The following is a 17231-nucleotide window of genomic DNA, read 5'->3' on the forward strand; positions in this document are numbered from 1 at the left end:
TCCCCGGAATCAGGGAGAGACGTCGCCGATGCAGTACCCCTGCTCGGTCTCCCGCACGGTGAACGTCCGCTCCTGCTGTACCCCGGCTGCGCCCGTGACCGGCGCGGATACCGTGAGATAGCCCCGGCGCAGCTGGTCGGAGGTGATCGACTGGTCGACGAAGGACCGCGCGCCGGCGAACTTGTCCGGTTCGGCCGCCAGCGGCGGTGTCGCCGAACTGCCGCTGCCGGTGGGATCCCAGGTGGTGGCGGCCGTGCAGAGCAGCGGGTGGGTAGCCTCCCGATCGGCGGGGTCGAGCGGCTTGCCGGTGGCGCGGGCCAGGTAGCGCCGCACGGTGTGCCGGGCGTCGGCGTCGGTGAACGCGGCGTCCGTACCGGACGGGAACACCCGCGGGCACGCATAACCGGTGGCGATATCGGACCGCTGGGCGACGACCGTCACGCCGGTGCGGCCGGGTGCGGCCGGGCCCTTCCACGTGATCGAGGTCCCGTCGTCCGCGCCCGGTTCGGCGAGCGCCCCGAGGATGGCCTGCTTGTCGGCGTACATGGTCTCGACATTGCGCGGCGCCATCGTCCAGCACTTGTTCACCAGGCTCGGCGTCGGCAGTTCCTGGAGGTCGATCGCCCAGCGGGTGAGCGCGTCCGCCGCGGCGGGGTCCCGGTTCTCCAGTGCGATGGTGACCGACGTCTCGGCGGCCGGTGCGGGCGCCTCGGGCGCGGCGGCGGACGACGTGGTGTCGCCGCTGTCGTAGTCGGTGCCCTCGATTCCGACGCGCGAGTCGCACCCGCTCACGGCCGCGACCGCCACAACGGCGAGGCCACCGAGTAGCGCTCCCCGGCGCATCCGACGATGTCGATCCCGCGATGCTGGTCGGGGGCGTTTCACTGCGGGAACCTCTTTCCTGCGCGTGCGCTGGGAGTGCCGAATGTGACAGCGACTACGCTAGCGGAATTGTGGAACCCGTATACCGGACGATCATCGGCCTGGCCCGGACCGTCTTCTTCGCACAGGGACTGTCCTTCCAGGTCAGCGGGGACGAGAACATCCCCGCGACAGGTGGCGCCGTCATCGCGATCAACCACACCGGATACATGGACTTCACCTACGCCGGATTGCCCGCGCGCACGCCGAAGCGCTACATCCGGTTCATGGCCAAGAAGGAGGTCTTCGACGACAAGATCTCCGGGCCGATCATGCGCGCGCTCAAACACATTCCGGTGGACCGCGCGGCGGGCGCGGATTCCTACCAGGCCGCCGTGGAGTACTTACGGCGCGGCGAGCTGGTCGGCGTCTATCCCGAGGCCACCATCAGCCGCAGCTTCGAGATCAAGGAATTCAAGTCCGGTGCGGCCCGCATGGCGATCGAGGCCGGGGTGCCGGTGATCCCCATGGTGATCTGGGGCGCGCAGCGGGTGTGGACCAAGGGCTATCCGAAGCGGCTGGGGCGGACCAACACTCCGATCTCCATCAAGGTCGGCGCGCCCATCGCCCCGCCCGAGGTCTCGGGCGATATCACCGAACCGGCCGCCGAGCTGACGCGCACGCTGCGCGCGACCATGCAGGAGATGCTGGAGCAGCTGCAGCGGGATTACGTTCACGAACCCGGTGCATACTGGGTGCCGGCCCGGCTCGGCGGCGGCGCCCCGACGCTGGAGGAGGCCGACGCGATGGACGCCGCGGAGGCCGCCGAGAAGGCCGCGCGCCGGGCGGCCCCGGATGGCGCCCAGTAGCCGAACGGCAGGCAGGACAGGAGTTTTCGAGAGCATGGCGCGAGAGCCCGTCTTCGACGTCCTCACCGGTCTGGTCCGCACGCTGTTCTGGGCGCAGGGGCTGCGCTTCGATATCGCGGGGCAGGAGAACATTCCCCGGGCCGGCGGCGCGGTGCTCGCCGTGAACCACACGGCCTACCTGGATTTCATGGAAGTCGGCCTGGTGGGCCGCAAGTCGGGGCGCAATGTCCGCTACATGATGAAGGCCGAGCTGGAGCACGGCATCGTGGGCTGGCTCATGAAGCACTGCAAGGCGATCGGCGTGGATCGCGGCCACGGCGCGGAGTCCCGCGAGCGGGCCGTGGCGGCACTGCGCGACGGCGAGATCGTGGTCGTGTATCCCGAGGCCACCATCAGCCGCAGCTTCGAACTCAAGGAATTCAAATCCGGCGCGGCCCGCATGGCCATCGAGTCCGGCGCGCCGATCGTGCCGATGGTCATCTGGGGCGCCCAGCGCGTGTGGACCAAGGACATGCCCAAAAACCTGGGCCGCCACCACTTCCCGATCCACATCCGCATCGGCGAGCCCATCCCCGCCCACGAGCCCGCCGACGCCCTCACCGCTGAGCTTCGCTCCCGCATGGAACACCTACTCGACCAGGCCCAGCAGGGTTACGACATGCCGGAGGGCGCCCGCTGGGTCCCCGCCCGCCTGGGCGGCACCGCGCCCACCTTGGAACAGGCAGCAGTCCTGGAACAGGAAGAGTTGGAACGCCGCCGCGCCAAGCGAGCGGCCCGCGACGCCTGACAGCGGTCCGGCTCCCCTCCCTTTTCCCGGCATGCTTTTGGCCGGGATCCACACCGCGCTCACCACGGATTCCGGCCAAAAGCGCGCCGGAAAAAAGGTGGGTCGACGGATACCAGTGTGGCCCCGCTGATTCCGATGAAGGTGGCAATCCAGAACGCCACCGGGAACCCATCACTCACCGACCCCACGATCAAGGCCGCGCCCAGTTGGCTGCCCAGCGCGCCGCCGACCGTCCGCGAGACGGTGTTGATGCCGTTGGCCGTGGCCGCGCGCGCCGGATCGACGACCCGGTGCAGCTGGGAGGGGAGGGCCGTCATCACCAAGCCTGTGCCGAGGCCGATCGGCAGTGCGCAGAGGGCCACCTGCCACAGCGAGCCGTGGGCGAGGGCGAGGAGGCCAGCGCCCACGGCGGTCAGCAGGAGGCCGGCGACCAGCGGTCCGCGCGAGCCGCGGCGCGCGATCACCCGGCCCGCCGCGGTTCCGGCGGGGAGGACGACCAGGGTCGAGGGCAGCATCACCAGACCGGCCGCGGTGACCGAACCGCCGAATCCTCCGGCCGCCGTGGGCGTTTCGACCAGCTTCGGTGCCAGCACGTAGTACATGAACTGCATCGCGCCGAGCGTGAGCGCCGCGAGGTGCGCGATCCCGACGGGCCGGTGCAGGACGAGATCCATATCGATGAGCGGGAAGCGCACCCGCCGTTCCACCCGCACGAAGACGGCCAGGAGCAGCACACCCGCGACGGCGAGACCGCACGTCGGCGCCGACAGCCAGCCGCTGCCCGGCCCGACGGTGAGCGCCAGCAGGATGCCGCACAGCCCGCCCGCCAGCAGGACGGTGCCCGCGAGGTCGAGCCGCCCCGGCGACCGCGCCGACCCGTCCGGGACGTAGCGGTAGGTGAGTAGCAGTGCGGCCGTGATCAATCCGGCCCCGACCACGAACAGCCAGCGCCACGAGGCGTGGTCGACGATCAGCCCGCCGCATACCAGCGCGATCCCCGCCGCGCCGCCCACCAGCCCCGACAGCAGGCCCAGCCCGCCGTGCACCCGCTCGGCGGGCAGGATGTCCGGCACGGAACCGAAGGCCAGCGGGAGTATCGCGAGGCTGACGCCCTGCCCGGCGCGGGCGGCGATCAACACCCCGATCTGCGGCGCGACCAGCGCGACGAGCGTGGCGGCCAGGTAGATCGCCAGCACGATCAGCAGCATGCGTCGCCGCCCGAACCGGTCGCCGAGCCTGCTGATCAGTGGCGTGAGAATGGCGCTGGCCAGCAGCGGCGCACTCAGCACGGCCCATGTCGCGGCGGTCGCCCCGGTGTGCAGCGCGTGCTGGAGTACGCCGATCGCCGGCACCAGCATGGTCTGCATCAGCCCGTAGGACAGCACGCCGAGCGCCAGCGCGGCCATCGCGCCCAGCCGATGGATCGGCCGCGCCACCGGAGTCCCGGTTGTCGTTTCGGTGGTCACTACACCCCTCCTCCTCATGCGAACAACGTTCGCGTTAGGCAAACCTAACTACATGCGAACGTTGTTCGCAAGAGGGTGTGGAGTTGCCTCGAAGCCGACCCCTGCCCGGCGACCGAGTGTGCGTGGCCCGCATGCCGCGACCTAGGCTCGGACAGCGCGACAGCACGGCACCGAGACGGACGGCACCGAGAAGGGAGAGCGATGCGCGACCAACCGCTGACCCGCGGCGTCATCGTCGCCGCCGCACGACGGGTCGCCGACGAGGAGGGCATCGAGGCGCTCACCCTGCGCCGCGTCGCGCAGGAGCTGAACACCGGCCAGGCTTCGCTCTACCGGCACATCGCCGACCGCCGCGAACTGCTCGCGCTGCTGAACGAGGACCTGGCCCGCGCCTTTCCCGTCGTACGCGACGGCGCCGCGCGGGACCGGATCCTCGAGCAGTGGCTCGGCGCGCACCAGGTGCTGATCGACCATCCGTGGGCCGCCAGGGTCATCACGGACGCGTCGTCGGTGACGGCCACCGCCCTGCCCTTCGCGGAGGCCGGTCTCACCGCCCTGCTGGACGCCGGCCTGACCCCGGATATCGCGGCCCGCACCTATCGCGCTATCTGGCTGCTACTGCTGGGCCACGTGGTCAACAACCATCCGCTCGGACACCCGGGATTCGATGTCGCCGCCGCCGACTATCCCTCGCTCACCGCGGCCCGGCCGCACCTCGCCGCGGCCGAACCCGTCGCGGATTTCGAATGGTCGCTGCGGCAGTTGCTGAACGCGGTACTCGGGCCGGAATCGAGCTGAGACGCTCACCCGCGCAACAAGACTCCGCAGGGCGTCGGACCCGGCGTCCGGCCCTCGAAGTACGAGGTCGGCGGAACACCCATGAGCGTGCGGAAATCCGCGGTCATATGGGATTGGTCGTAATACCCCTGATCCGCGGCGAGCTGGGCCAGCGGCGCGCGCTCGGCGGTCGCCAGCAGGCGGCGAACCCGTCGAATGCGGGCGAAATGCTTGGGCGACAACCCGATTCCGGACGCGAATACGCTGCGCAGATGCCGCTCGCTGACGGCCAGCTCGGCGGCCACGGCCGGTATCGACGCCGAGGTGGCCGACAACAGCGCCATGGCCGCCCGCAACAGGGCGCGATGATCGGCCGGCGCGGGGGACAGGCGCGGCGCGAGCAGTGACTCCAGCAGTGCCGGAACCTCGTCCGGCGTGGCCTCGGCCAACTCGCCGGCCAGCGCGCCGAGCGGGCCCGGCAGCCGATCGATCCGCACGGCGCGATCGGTGAGTTCGGCCGCGGGCACCCCGAGGACGGCGGTGGCCGCGCCCGGCGCCAGCCGTAGCCGCACGCAGGACACCGGTTCGGCGGCGGCCTTGTACGTCGCGCGGGTGAGCGGGCCGATCACCAGCATGTCGCGGTGGCCTTCGCGGTCGTCGCGCACGACCAGCCGGGTCGTGGCGTCCGGGATGTGGACGAACGGCACGGTGAGTCCCGGATCGAACGGGATGCTCTCGCCGCCGGTGAACCAGGGCCGCAGGGCGTCCGGCACCGGGAGCGGCCGGGCGAAGCGCTCCACGGTGTGCATCGGCGCGGCGGACAGGGTGGTCACCAGCCCCACTGTAAGCGTCCCGCGCGCCGCGAGCCGTGCCGAAATTTCCTATAGCGGCAGGTGAGTGGGTCGGCATGCTGGCTCGCATGATTCTGGTGACGGGTGCGACGGGCACCATCGGTAGTGACATCGTGCGACAGCTGGTCGAGCGTGGCGACCCGGTCCGGGCCTTCACGCGGCATCCGGAGCAGGCGCATTTCCCCGCGGGAGTCGAGGTGGCACAGGGCGATTACGCCGATCCCGCCTCGGTCCGCGCGGCGATGGACGGTGTCGAGGCGGTCTTCATGGTCGGCGTGCTGGGCCCGGAGAAGGCGGATACCGACGCCGAACTGGTCGCCGCGGCCGGCGCCGCCGGGGCCCGGCGGGTCGTGAAACTGTCCGCGATCGGCACCGGCGAACCGGATCTCGGCATCGTCGGCACCTGGCACCTGCCCGGCGAGCGGGCGGTGCGCGCCAGCGGTCTGGAATGGACGATCCTGCGCCCCACCGCCTTCGCCTCCAATACCCGCTCCTGGGCCGAGGCGATCCGGTCGGACGCGCCGGTGCCGGTGCGCACGGGTGACGGCCGACAGGGCGTGATCGATCCGCGCGACGTCGCCGCGGTGGCCGTGGCCGCACTGGTCTCCGGCGACCACGCGGGCAGGGTCTACACCCTGACCGGGCCCGACCTGCTGTCCGAGCCGGAGCAGGCGGCGATCCTCGGCGCGGCGCTGGGCCGGGAGGTGCGGACCGCCGAGATCTCCGAGGAGCAAGCGCGGCAGGGGATGCGGGCCGCGGGCCTGCCCGACGCCTTCATCGACGGCGCGCAGCAGGGCGCGAACTATGTCCGCGAGGGCCGCAACGCCGTACTCACCGAGGACGTGCTGCGGGCGATCGGGCGGCGGCCACGCGAATTCGCGCGGTGGGTCGACGACCACCTGTCACTGTTCACCCGGGCCGGTGAATAGCTGCCGCACGAGAATACGCGTAACGTTCGGCCGGAATTCAACACCGAATAACCGGTAGTTGAAAATTGTCGAGAGTGCGTCCGCAAACAGTATCCGCGCCATTTCTTTGGTGCGCATCGCAAAAATAGGTAGCGTCGTCGCCATGACGCGCTACATGATGCCGGCGGAAACCGCTCCGCACGCCCGGACCTGGCTGGCCTGGCCCGCCAAGGAATCGGTGTGGGAAGAGCTGCTACCGCTGGTGCGCGCGGATATCGCGCGGCTGGCCCGCGCGATCGCGGAGCGCGAACCGGTGACGGTCCTGGCCCGGCGCGAACATGCCGACGAGGCGCGCCGGACCTGCGGTTCGGCCGTCGAGGTCGTCCCGGCGCCCCTCGACGATCTGTGGATACGCGACACCGGGCCGATATTCGTCGCCGGTCCGGACGGTCCCGCCGGAATCGACTTCAACTTCAACGGCTGGGGACAGAAGGCCGAATACCACATGGACGCGAAGGTTGCGCGAAAAGTGCTCGAGCACGCCGGAATTCCGCGCGTGATCGCGCCGATCGTGGCCGAGGGCGGCGCACTCGAGGTGGACGGCGACGGCACTCTGCTGACGACCGAGAGCGCATTGGTCAACCCGAATCGCAATCCCGGATCGGAGCACGGCGCGATCGAGAAGGCGCTCGCCGATATGCTCGGCGTGACCAAGGTCATCTGGCTGCAAGGGGTTTCGGGCGAGGACGTCACCGACTGCCACGTCGACGCGGTGGCGCGCTTCGCGGAACCCGGTGTGGTGCTGCTGGATTGGCCCGTCCACCCGGATCCGGGCGACGTCTTCGCCCGCGCGGCGGTGCGGGCGCGGGAAATCCTGCGCGAGGCCACCGATGCCGCGGGCCGTCGCTTCGAGATCATCGAGCTACCGCAACCGGACGCCGCCGAACTCGGCGAACGCGGCCCCGAATTCCTCTATTCCTACGCGAATTTCTATGTCGGCAACGGCGCGGTGTACATGCCGCGCTACGGCGATCGGCGCGGCGACGACCGCGCGGCCGGAATTCTCGCGGACGCGTTCCCCGGCCGCGAGGTGGTCGGCATCGAATACAACGCGGTGGTGGAGGGCGGAGGCGGTATTCACTGCTCCACCCAGCAGCAGCCGCTGACCGCGGCCTAGCCGGCCGCTCAGCTGGGGTCGGATCCGCGGATCGCCGCGAACCAGACGGCGACGCCGGCGGAAACCGTTGCGGCGCCGACGAAGGCGGGCGCCCCGCCGCCCGCGACGTAGACCCAGAACAGGGCGGCGAACGGCGCGGCCACGGCGAACTGGGCATCCAGCAGCAACCGGCGGCCGAAGCGCGCCGACCGCGCGGCGTGCGCGGGCCCGTCCGGATCGGGGCGGGTGGGATTGTCGATCAGCCGCCCGGGCGGCTCCGAATCCCGCAGCGGCCCCGAGGGATACAGGCGCAGCGTCCCCACCCGGACCGTGCCGTCCCCCAGCGTCGCCGTCGATGCCGGGAGCGTGACCAGCGCGGGATCGAAATACACCGGCAGCCAGCGGCTCCGGCCCTCCATCTCGAACTCCAGCCAGGACCGGCTGAGCAGCCGATGCTGCTGCCGCACCCGCGTGCAGTCCGCGATGCCCGGCGCCACCCCGCGCACCGGCAGCCGCCCGACCGCGACCGCGAGCCGGACGACCGTGTACCCCACCACGATCAGCGCCACCGTCGCCAGCATGCTCAACTGCTCCAGATCGGCGAACGGCGCCCAGGCGAAACAGATCACCAGGGCGCCGAGCGCCGCCTGCACCGGATAGGCCAGCGGGTGACCCGAACCGGAAATCACTTCAGAAAGCCGACTTTCGTCCAGTCCTTCGACGCGAGGCCGAAGGCGCCGAGGTTGGCCAGATCCGCGCGGACCGCGTAGTTACCGGCCCCCTGGAACAGCGGCAGCGAATGCACCTCGTTCCAGATCATGACGTCGCACCGGTTGGCGAGTTCGCGGGCCTTGTCCGGATCGACCTCGGACACCGTCTGTTCGATCAGGGCATTGAGTTCCGGCGTGCCGACCCGCGCGTGATTGCTCTGTGGGTTGTCGGGGTTCCAGGCGTAGATCTGCTCCAGCGCGCCCAGCGGGAAGACGCCTCCGCTCCAGCCGTGCTGGACGAGATCGAATTTGCCGGGGTTGATGACATCCGAGAACAGGCCCTGACCCCGCACGGTCTCGATATTCAGCTTCACGCCGACCCTGGCCATATCCTGCTGAATGATCTTCGCCACGTCCACCCACGGGTCGTACTGGTACATGACGTCCCGGAGTTCGAGTTTGCGGCCGTCCTTCTCGCGGACGTCGCCGTTGAGCGTCCAGCCCAGGGCGTCCAATTCGCGGGCGGCCTGATCCGGATCGAACCGGATATCTCCGGAGTTGTCCTGATTGCCCTTCTGACCCTCCATGAAGATGTGATTGTTCAACGGTTTGGGGTTGTCGAGAACCCCCTGATGCCAGGTTTCGGCGAGGGCTTGCCTGTTGATCGTCTTCGCGATAGCGCGGCGGAGTGCGACGTCGGACAGGATCGCGCCGGGAGCCCCGTTGAAGGTGAGCACGTTGAACCCGGGCGCCGGCGCTCGCCGCACGGCGACTCCCGGCGTATTCCGCGCGATCGTCACGTTCGACAGGCCGCCGACCGCGGTGTAGTCGATCTCGTTGTTCTGAATCGCCGCGACCTCCGCGCTGGAGTCCAGCACCGAGTAGGTGATGGTGTCCAGCTTCGGCCGGTCACCCCACCATGACGGATTGCGGCCCAGCGTGATCCGGTTCTGTGTGCGATCGATGTTCGTGATGACGAACGGCCCGGAGGTGATCGGGAGATTGTCGCGGACGGAGTTGTTGAATGCGTCCGGGCTCTCGGTCACCGACTTCGGATAGATCGGGCTGAACTGCCCCTCCCATTCCGCGTACGGCCTGCTGAAGGTCACGACCGCCTGCCGATCGTCCACCCCGCGGTCCACCGAGGCGACCCGGTCGAATCCCTGCGGCGAGGAGATGAGATATCCGCCGTCGGCGCCGCTGAGCGCGTGCGCCTGGGATTTCAGGTCCTCCCACGTGATCGGCTTCCCGTCGGACCATTCGGCCTTCGGGTTGATCGTGTACGTGACCTGCTGCGGGTTGGTACCGGTCAGCTTGATATCGGTGAAATAGTTGTGGTCGACCGATATCTCACCCGCGGCGTCGCTGATCACCGCCGAGGGCAGCAACGGTTCGATGACGTCGGAGGTGTATTCGTTGGTGCCGTCGATGTGCAGATAGTTGAAGTTGGACGGAAATCCGCCCAGCGACAACCGCAGGGTCCCGCCGTCGCGGAGTTCGCTCGGATCCCGGGGATTGATGTCGTTGGTCGTCCCGATACTGCTGTCGCCACCGGTCGTGCCGGTGTCGGAGCTACACCCCGACAGGATCAATCCGAGGGCGACCGCGGGGATCGCCAGACGGGACACCGTCGAGCGAATCATTTCAGGTAACCGACTTTCGTCCAGTCCACGGTCGCCAGACCGAAGGCGCCCACATTGGCGAGGGTGGACCGCACGCCGTAGTTACCCGAGGCCTGCACCAGGGGCAGCGAGAAGCCTTCCTCCCAGATCATCTTGTCTGCCTGATTGGCCATGTCGATGGCCTTCTCGGGATCCAGCTCGGAAATCGTCTTCTGGATCAGCGCATTCAGTTCGGGCGACCCGATCCGGCCGCTGTTGCTCTGCGGGTTGTTGGGGTCGTAGTAGTAGATCTGCTCCAGCGCGCCCAGCGGGAATACGCTGCCGCCCCAGCCGTGCTCGGCCAGATCGTAGTTGCCGGGGTTGATGACGTCGGTGAACAGGCCCTGGCCGGGGACGGTCTGGATCTCGAGCTTCACGCCGATCTTCTGCAGGTTCTCCTGGATGATCTTCGCGACGTCGACCCACGCGTCCTGCTGGTACATCACATCCTTGAGTACCAGCTTGCGGCCGTCCTTCTCGCGGACGTCGCCGTTCAGCTTCCAGCCCAGCGCGTCGAGTTCGGCGGCGGCCGCCGCCGGATCGAACGCGGACGGCGCGGAATTGTCCTGATACCCCTTCTGTCCCGACAGGAAGATGTGGTTGTTCAGCGGCCGGGGATTGGTCACGATGCCGTTCTGCAGCGCGTCGGCGATGGCCTGGCGGTCGATGGCCTTCGAAATGGCCACGCGCACCTTCGCATCGGACATGACGGCCCCGGGCGCGCCGTTGAACGTCAGCACATTCCACCGGCTCTCGGGAGCGGTGCGCACGGTGATGTCCGGAATACTGTGCGCGGCCACCACATTGGTGCGGCCCGACAGATAGGCGTAGTCGATCTCGTTGTTCTGGATCGCGGCCAGTACGGCGGTGGGATCCAGCACGCTGAAGGTGACGGTGTCCAGCTTCGGCGGCGCGCCCCACCATTTCGGGTTGCGGCCCAGCGTGATCCGGTTCTGCGTGCGATCGATGTTCGTGATGACGAAGGGTCCGGCGCTGACCGGCAGATTACTGCGGATCGATTCGTTGAACGCCTGCGGAGTCTGGGTCACCGACTTCGGATACAGCGGGCTGAACTGCCCTTTCCATTCCGCGTACGGCTTGCTGAAGGTGAGGACCGCCTGCCGATCGTCGACACCCCGCTCGACCGACGCCACCTTGTCGAAGCCGCTGGGCGACGACAGCAGATAACCCGGGTCGGCGCCGCTGAGCGCGTGCGCTTCGGACTTCAGGTCCTCCCAGGTGATCGGCGTGCCGTCCGACCACACCGCCTGGGGATTGATGGTGTAGGTGACCTTCTGCGGATCGGTGCCGGTCAGCTGGATATCGGTGAAGTAGTCGTGATTGATGCCGATATTTCCGGCCGCGTCCGCGGTGAACGCGCTGGGCATCACCGGATCGATGACGGACGAGGTGTTCTCGTCGGTGCCGTCGACGTTCAGGTAATTGAAATTCTGCGGCAGCGCGGTCAGATCCGTGCGGAGATTGCCGCCGTCGCGGAGTTCGCTCGGATCCCTCGGATTGATGTCGTTGGTCGATCCGATATCGCTGGGGGCGGTCTGCGTGCTGTCGGAACTACACCCCGACACGATCAATCCGATCGCCACCGCGGGGATCGCGAGTCGGGCTCCTATCGAACGAATCCGCATGGATCGCGCTCCTTCAGTCGGGTGTGGCGGCTACTTCACGAAGCCGATTGTGGTGTAGTCGTACGAGGCCAGACCGGGTGCCCCGTAGTTCGCGACGTTCGAGCGGACGCCCCAGTTGCCCGGATCCTGGGTCAGGGGCAGCGAATGGCCCTCCTCGAATACCCCGCGATCCACCTGATTGGCGAGGTCTATCGCCTTCTTCGGATCGAGTTCCGACAGTGTGCGGTCGATGAGATCGTTCAGTGCGGGCGAGCCGATCCGGCCGTAATTGCCCTGCACGTTGCCGGGGTAGTAGCCCCAGATCTGCGGAACGCCGCTGAGTGGGAACGCGTCGCCCTGCCACTGGAATTGCGCGAGGTCGAAGTCGCCCGGGATGAAGACGTCGGTGAAGATGTTCTGCGAGGGCCGGGTATCGATGGTGAGTTTCGCGCCGACGCGCTCGAGGTTCTGCTGGATGATCTTCGCGACGCCGACCCAGAGGTCGCTGTTGTACATGACATCCCGGATCACCAGCGGCCGGCCGTCCTTCACCCGGACGTCACCCTGGAGCTTCCAGCCCAGCGCGTCGAGTTCGCGGGCCGCCGCATCGGGATCGAAGGGCAGGCTGTTGTCCTGGTACCCCTCCTGTCCCTGCACGTAGACATGGTTGTTCAGCGGCTTGGGGTTGTCCTCGAGGCCGTTCATGACCGTCGCGGCGATGGCGGTGCGATCGATGGCCTTGGACACGGCGACCCGCACCCCGGGGTCCGCGAGGATCGACCCGGGCGCCCCGTTGAAGGTCAGGTGGCGCCACATGGTTCCCGGGGTGCGCCGGATGACCAGGCCCTGGGAACTGCGCACCGTGGCGAGATCGCTCAGGGAGTACAGCTGCGCGGCATCCAGCTCGTTGTTCTGCAGCGCGGCCGGTTCGGCCGCCTGATCCAGCACGCTGAAGGTGATGGTGTCCAGCTTCGGGGTCTCGCCCCACCATTTCGGATTGCGCGCCAGCACGATTCGGCCCTGTGTCCGGTCGGTGGACTGCACCTGGAACGGTCCGGCCGTCAGGGTGATGTGATCGGCGAGGGCGTGGTTGAAGGATTCCGGGTCGGCGGTCACGGATTTCGGGTAGAGCATCGCGTTGCCGGAGAACTGCCCGCGCCATTCCGCGTAATTCTGCTTGAAGGTCAGGACGGCCTGGCGGTCGTCGACCCCGCGCTCGACCTTCGCCACCCGCTCGAAGCCGTTGGTGATGGCGATGAGGAACCGCTTGTCCTCGCCGTTGAGCGAGCGGGCCTGCGACGCGATGTCCTCCCAGGTGATGGGGCTCCCGTCGCTCCACACCGCCTTGGGGTTGATGGTGTAGGTCACCTGCTGCGGTGCGGTGTTCGTGAGCTGGACGTCGGTGAAGTAGTCGTGGTTGACCGCGGTGCGGCCCGCCGCGTCGGTGGTGAACGCCCGCGGCATCATCGGCTGGGTGATGCGGCCGAAGTCGACGGTGTTGCCGTCGTTGGTCAGCGCGTTCCAGTTCGGCGGGAATTCCCCCACCGCCAGCCGGAGGTTGCCGCCGTCCCGGATCGCGTCCCGGGGCTGTGGATTGATGTCGTTCGCCGTGCCCAGCGCCACCGGGCCGGTCGGAGTGTCGGTGCCGGAGGAACATCCGGTCAGGCCGATCGCCGACACGGTGGCCACGGCGGCGAATGCGGCTGCCAGGGAACGGATCCTCACGGTCTTCTCCTATCGTGCGACGACCGGAACGGGCACCGCGTCGAGCAGGGCGCGGGTGTACTCGTGTTGTGGATCGGTGAAGATCTGTTCCGCCGGTCCGGATTCCACGATCTTGCCGCGATACATGACCGCGATATCGTGCGCCAGATTGCGCACCACCGACAGGTCGTGGGAGACGAACAGATACGACAGGCCGCGCTCGGCCTGCAGATCGCGCAGCAGGTTCAGCACGCCGGCCTGAATCGAGACGTCCAGCGAGGACACCGGCTCGTCGAGGACCAGCAGTTGCGGATCCAGTGCCAGGGCCCGCGCGATATTGATGCGCTGCTTCTGACCACCGGAGAAGTCGGCCGGGTACCGCTCGGCGAGTTCGGGCTGCAGGCCGACCTGTCGCAGCAGTTCCGGCACCCGCCTGCGGATCTCGTCGCGCGAACGGCCGTCGATGCGCAGCGGCTGGGCGAGCGCGTCGGAGATGGGCAGCCGGGGATCCAGCGACGCCGACGGATCCTGGAAGACGATCTGCATCCTCCGGCGGATTTCCCGGCGGCGCTCCCTGGTGAGGGTGGCGACGTCCGAGCCGAGCACCTCGATGGCGCCGCCCTGCGGTTTCACCAGATCCATCACCTGGGTGAGCGCCGTCGACTTACCCGAGCCGGACTCGCCGACCAACGCCAGCGTGGTGCCGGCGCGCACCTCGAAGCTGATGCCGTCGACGGCGCGCACCTCGCCTTTGCGGCGCTTGAAGACGACACCGGACGTGATCGGGAACGTCTTGACCAGATCCGAGACCCGAAGCACCACATCGGAATCCGCCGCGGCCGGTGGCTCGGAGTCGCCGATCTCGCGCCGGTACGCCGCGAACAAACCGTCCGTGCCGACCTCGGCGGTGCGGATGCACGCGGCGTGATGACCCGGACTCGTCTCCCGCAGTTCCGGTTCCGCCGCCCGGCACTCGTCGATCGCCACCGGGCAGCGCGGCGCGAACGGGCATCCCGGGGGCAGCGCGTGCATGGTCGGCGGGGCTCCGACGATCGGGATCAGCGGCGACCGGGCGGGGCCGTCCATGCGCGGGATGGAACCCAGCAGCCCCACCGTATAGGGCATGCGCGGGGCGCCGAAAAGATCGGTGGCGGAGGCGTTCTCGACGACCCGTCCGGCATACATGACCGCGACGCGATCGGCCAGGGTGGCCGCGATCCCCATATCGTGGGTGATCATGACGACGCCGGCGCCGGTGATGTCCCGCGCCTTGCGCAGCAGGTTCAGGATCTGCTTCTGCACGGTCACGTCGAGCGCGGTGGTCGGCTCGTCGCAGATGATCAGTTCCGGATCGTTGGCGATGGCCATGGCGATCACCACGCGCTGGCGCATGCCGCCGGAGAACTCGTGGGGGAACGCCTTGGCCCGGACCGCCGGCTCCGGGATGCCGACCAGATCGAGCAGTTCGACGGCCCGGTCGGCGGCCTGCTGTTTACTCATCTTCTTGTGCGCCAGCAGCGCTTCGGCGATCTGATCGCCGACCCGGTACACGGGGGTGAGCGCGGAGAGCGGATCCTGGAAGACGATGCTGATCCGGGTGCCGCGCAGCGCCGACAGGTGCTTGTCGTCCATGCCGAGCAATTCCTTGCCGCGCAACCGGATCGACCCGCTCACCCGCGCCTGGTCGGGCAGCAGCCCCATGACCGCCAGCGAGGAGACCGACTTCCCCGAGCCGGATTCCCCGACGATGGCCAGCACCTCGCCGTCGGAGACGGAGTAGTTCACCCCGCGCACCGCGTCGACGCGGCCCTCCTCGCTGGGGAAGGACACGTGCAGGTCCGAAACCTCCAGCAGCGGTGCCGTGGGGGCGTCGCTCTTGTCCGTCATGATGCCTGGACCTTCTTCTTCGCCGCCTTGGATGCCTTGCGCGGGGCCCGGGCCCGCTTCGAACCGGGATCGAACGCGTCGCGCAGACCGTCGCCGACCAGGTTGGCGCACAACACGATCGCGATCAGGAATCCGCCGGGAAACAGGAACAGCCAGGGGAATGTGAGCGCCCGGCTGGTGCCGTAGGCGATCAGCGAGCCCAGCGAGACGTCGGGGGGCTGGACGCCGAACCCCAGGAAGCTCAGCCCCGTCTCGGCCATGATCGCGGCGCCGACGGCCAGCGTCGTATCGATGATCAGGATCGAGGCGATATTGGGCACGATGTGGGTGACGATGACCGTCGGCGTCGACGCGCCCATATACCGTGCGGCGCGGACGAATTCGCGTTCGCGCAGGCTGAGGGTCAGGCCGCGGACGAGGCGCGCGCTGATCATCCAGCTGAACGCGGCCAGCAGCAGGATCAGCAGCAGGATCGACCCGCTGCCCTTGGTGCGGGGCGCGAAGATCGCGATCACGATGAAACTGGGCACCACCAGCAGCAGATCCACCAGCCACATGAGGGCGCGGTCGGCCCAGCCGCCGATCAGTCCGGCCACCGCCCCCGCGGTGACCGCGATCAGGGACGTCAGAATCGCCACGCAGATGCCGATCAGCAGCGACTTCTGCAATCCGTGCATCGTCTGGGCCAGCATGTCCTGGCCGATCTCGTTCGTTCCGAACGGATGTTTCGGGCTCGGCGGCTTCAGCAGCGCGGAGGTGTCGCGCTGCTGATAGTCGTAGGCCAGGAACGGCGGCAGGGCGAAGGCCATGATCAGCATGAGCAGCAGGACGGTCGCGCCCGCGATCGCCGGTTTGTTCCGGCGGAACCTGCGCCACACCAGTTGTCGCCGGCCGGCCGATTGCGGCTCCGGCGCGCCCTGGACGATGATTTCGGCTTCGGTCATGCTCCCACCCGCACTCGTGGGTCGAGAATCGCGTACACGATGTCGGACAGCAGGCCCGACACCAGGATCACCAGGCCCGCGAAGGCCGTGACGGTGACGACGATGTAGAGGTCCTGGGCGTTGATGCCGTCCACCAGCCATTCGCCGACGCCGTGCCAGCCGAAGATCTTCTCGGTGAAGGTGGCGCCGGTGATCAGGGCGCCGAAACTGTAGGCGAACAGTGTCGCCATCGGTATCAGCGCGGTTCGCAACCCGTGTTTGTACAGCGCGCGGTTGCGGGTCAGGCCCTTCGCGCGGGCCGTCCGGATGAAATCGCTCTGCAGCACGTCGAGCATCGCGTTGCGCTGATAGCGGCTGTAGCCGGCCATCGCGCCGAGCGCCAAGCCCAGGGTCGGGACGATCATGTGCTGGACGCGATCGACGAATTGGTTCCACAGCCCGTGCACGGCATTCGCCGAGGTCTCACCGGTATAGAGGAATATCTGCTGCCCGGTCGCCGTATTGATCTCCAGCGCACCGTATTTCAGCAGTGTGGCGAGGAGGAATACGGGTGTGCTGAGGATCAGCAGGGACACGATCGTGGTGAAGTAGTCGCTGAACCGGTACTGCCGGATCGCCCCGGCCGCGCCGATCAGCACGCCCAGGACGGTGCCGAGTATCGAGCCGACCACCAGCAACCGCAGGCTCACCCCTATCCGCCGCCCGAGTTCCTCGCTGACCGGCTGACCGGACAGGGTCTTCCCGAAATCGCCGTGCAGCACCACGCCCGACACCCAGGTGGCGTAGCGCGGCAGAATCGGCTCGTCGAGGTGCAGTTCGGCGGCCTTGGCGTCGATCACCGACTGCGGTGGTCTGGGATTGCGCTGCTCCAGGCTGTCGAGCGGGCGGAAGGTCAGCGACGCCAGACTGAATGTCAAAAACGACGCCAGCACCAGCAGCACGACATAGTTGAGCGCGCGTCGTAGCAGAAAGCCGGTCATCGGTCCCCTCGGGTCGGTTACTAGCCCCTGATCATAAGGACAGGT

Annotated in this window: 15 protein-coding genes; 5 read left to right on the plus strand and 10 right to left on the minus strand. The window is 68.3% G+C overall.

Going from position 1 to position 17231, the window contains the following annotated elements:
* Window positions 1-9 precede the first annotated feature (9 nt).
* Window positions 10-843 carry a hypothetical protein gene (locus ON41_RS01735; protein ID WP_040744354.1) on the minus strand — a complete coding sequence of 278 codons (834 nt, stop codon included), beginning with the start codon at window positions 841-843 and terminating at the stop codon, window positions 10-12.
* 110 nt (window positions 844-953) lie between these two features.
* Between ON41_RS01735 and ON41_RS01740 the strand changes: the two genes are divergently transcribed.
* Window positions 954-1730 carry a lysophospholipid acyltransferase family protein gene (locus tag ON41_RS01740; RefSeq protein WP_040744356.1) on the plus strand — a complete coding sequence of 259 codons (777 nt, stop codon included), beginning with the start codon at window positions 954-956 and terminating at the stop codon, window positions 1728-1730.
* Between the two features lie 34 nt (window positions 1731-1764).
* A complete protein-coding gene (locus tag ON41_RS01745; protein ID WP_040744358.1) occupies window positions 1765-2517 on the plus strand; it encodes a lysophospholipid acyltransferase family protein in 753 nt (250 codons plus the stop codon).
* A 59-nt stretch (window positions 2518-2576) separates the two neighbouring features.
* On the opposite strand, the gene ON41_RS01750 is transcribed toward ON41_RS01745, so the two are convergent.
* Window positions 2577-3983, minus strand: coding sequence for an MFS transporter (locus tag ON41_RS01750; protein WP_157185327.1), 1407 nt, complete (start codon window positions 3981-3983; stop codon window positions 2577-2579).
* Between the two features lie 201 nt (window positions 3984-4184).
* Between ON41_RS01750 and ON41_RS01755 the strand changes: the two genes are divergently transcribed.
* The gene (locus ON41_RS01755; RefSeq protein WP_051160852.1) at window positions 4185-4781 is read left to right on the plus strand and encodes a TetR/AcrR family transcriptional regulator; all 597 of its coding nucleotides are present in this window, start codon (window positions 4185-4187) and stop codon (window positions 4779-4781) included.
* A gap of 5 nt (window positions 4782-4786) precedes the next feature.
* On the opposite strand, the gene ON41_RS01760 is transcribed toward ON41_RS01755, so the two are convergent.
* Window positions 4787-5593: an AraC family transcriptional regulator gene (locus ON41_RS01760; protein ID WP_218003329.1), complete on the minus strand. Its 807-nt coding sequence runs from the start codon at window positions 5591-5593 to the stop codon at window positions 4787-4789.
* Window positions 5594-5679: 86 nt separating this feature from the next.
* On the opposite strand from ON41_RS01760, the gene ON41_RS01765 reads away from it, so the two are divergent.
* Both ON41_RS01765 and ON41_RS01770 read left to right on the plus strand, forming a co-directional pair.
* Window positions 5680-6540, plus strand: coding sequence for an NAD(P)H-binding protein (locus tag ON41_RS01765; protein WP_040744591.1), 861 nt, complete (start codon window positions 5680-5682; stop codon window positions 6538-6540).
* 142 nt (window positions 6541-6682) lie between these two features.
* On the plus strand, window positions 6683-7696 hold the full coding sequence (locus ON41_RS01770) for an agmatine deiminase family protein (protein WP_051160853.1): 1014 nt from the start codon (window positions 6683-6685) through the stop codon (window positions 7694-7696).
* Between the two features lie 8 nt (window positions 7697-7704).
* Here ON41_RS01770 and ON41_RS01775 read toward each other — a convergent pair whose 3' ends face one another.
* From ON41_RS01775 to ON41_RS01805, 7 genes are read right to left on the minus strand one after another with little or no spacing between them, the layout of a single operon-like run.
* Entirely contained in the window at window positions 7705-8304 is a 600-nt protein-coding gene (locus tag ON41_RS01775; protein ID WP_040744594.1) for a hypothetical protein, read from the minus strand.
* A gap of 56 nt (window positions 8305-8360) precedes the next feature.
* Window positions 8361-10028, minus strand: a complete 1668-nt coding sequence (locus tag ON41_RS01780) for an ABC transporter family substrate-binding protein (protein ID WP_040744360.1) — start codon at window positions 10026-10028, stop codon at window positions 8361-8363.
* A complete protein-coding gene (locus ON41_RS01785; protein ID WP_040744362.1) occupies window positions 10025-11692 on the minus strand; it encodes an ABC transporter family substrate-binding protein in 1668 nt (555 codons plus the stop codon). The genes ON41_RS01780 and ON41_RS01785 overlap by 4 nt, the downstream gene beginning before the upstream one ends.
* Window positions 11693-11722: 30 nt before the next feature.
* Window positions 11723-13396, minus strand: coding sequence for an ABC transporter family substrate-binding protein (locus tag ON41_RS01790; RefSeq protein ID WP_040744364.1), 1674 nt, complete (start codon window positions 13394-13396; stop codon window positions 11723-11725).
* A gap of 9 nt (window positions 13397-13405) precedes the next feature.
* Complete coding sequence (locus ON41_RS01795) at window positions 13406-15262, minus strand: dipeptide ABC transporter ATP-binding protein (RefSeq protein WP_040744366.1); 1857 nt, start codon at window positions 15260-15262, stop codon at window positions 13406-13408.
* On the minus strand, window positions 15259-16206 hold the full coding sequence (locus ON41_RS01800; RefSeq protein WP_040744368.1) for an ABC transporter permease: 948 nt from the start codon (window positions 16204-16206) through the stop codon (window positions 15259-15261). Before ON41_RS01800 ends, ON41_RS01795 begins: the two co-directional genes overlap by 4 nt.
* Window positions 16203-17186 (minus strand): ABC transporter permease, encoded by a 984-nt coding sequence (locus tag ON41_RS01805; RefSeq protein WP_040744370.1) that lies wholly within the window; start codon window positions 17184-17186, stop codon window positions 16203-16205. Before ON41_RS01805 ends, ON41_RS01800 begins: the two co-directional genes overlap by 4 nt.
* Window positions 17187-17231: the final 45 nt, after the last annotated feature.

Origin of the sequence: Nocardia transvalensis NBRC 15921, from assembly GCF_000308875.1 — a bacterium.
In the GTDB taxonomy this organism is placed as follows: domain Bacteria; phylum Actinomycetota; class Actinomycetes; order Mycobacteriales; family Mycobacteriaceae; genus Nocardia; species Nocardia transvalensis.

What these genes read in the sequence shown, in the direction of transcription:
- ON41_RS01735 (WP_040744354.1), bottom strand. Translation starts at nt 843, where the DNA reads ATGCGCCGGGGAGCGCTACTCGGTGGCCTCGCCGTTGTGGCGGTCGCG.
- ON41_RS01745 (WP_040744358.1), top strand. Translation starts at nt 1,765, where the DNA reads ATGGCGCGAGAGCCCGTCTTCGACGTCCTCACCGGTCTGGTCCGCACG.
- ON41_RS01755 (WP_051160852.1), top strand. Translation starts at nt 4,185, where the DNA reads ATGCGCGACCAACCGCTGACCCGCGGCGTCATCGTCGCCGCCGCACGA.
- ON41_RS01765 (WP_040744591.1), top strand. Translation starts at nt 5,680, where the DNA reads ATGATTCTGGTGACGGGTGCGACGGGCACCATCGGTAGTGACATCGTG.
- ON41_RS01770 (WP_051160853.1), top strand. Translation starts at nt 6,683, where the DNA reads ATGACGCGCTACATGATGCCGGCGGAAACCGCTCCGCACGCCCGGACC.
- ON41_RS01780 (WP_040744360.1), bottom strand. Translation starts at nt 10,028, where the DNA reads ATGATTCGCTCGACGGTGTCCCGTCTGGCGATCCCCGCGGTCGCCCTC.
- ON41_RS01785 (WP_040744362.1), bottom strand. Translation starts at nt 11,692, where the DNA reads ATGCGGATTCGTTCGATAGGAGCCCGACTCGCGATCCCCGCGGTGGCG.
- ON41_RS01795 (WP_040744366.1), bottom strand. Translation starts at nt 15,262, where the DNA reads ATGACGGACAAGAGCGACGCCCCCACGGCACCGCTGCTGGAGGTTTCG.
- ON41_RS01800 (WP_040744368.1), bottom strand. Translation starts at nt 16,206, where the DNA reads ATGACCGAAGCCGAAATCATCGTCCAGGGCGCGCCGGAGCCGCAATCG.
- ON41_RS01805 (WP_040744370.1), bottom strand. Translation starts at nt 17,186, where the DNA reads ATGACCGGCTTTCTGCTACGACGCGCGCTCAACTATGTCGTGCTGCTG.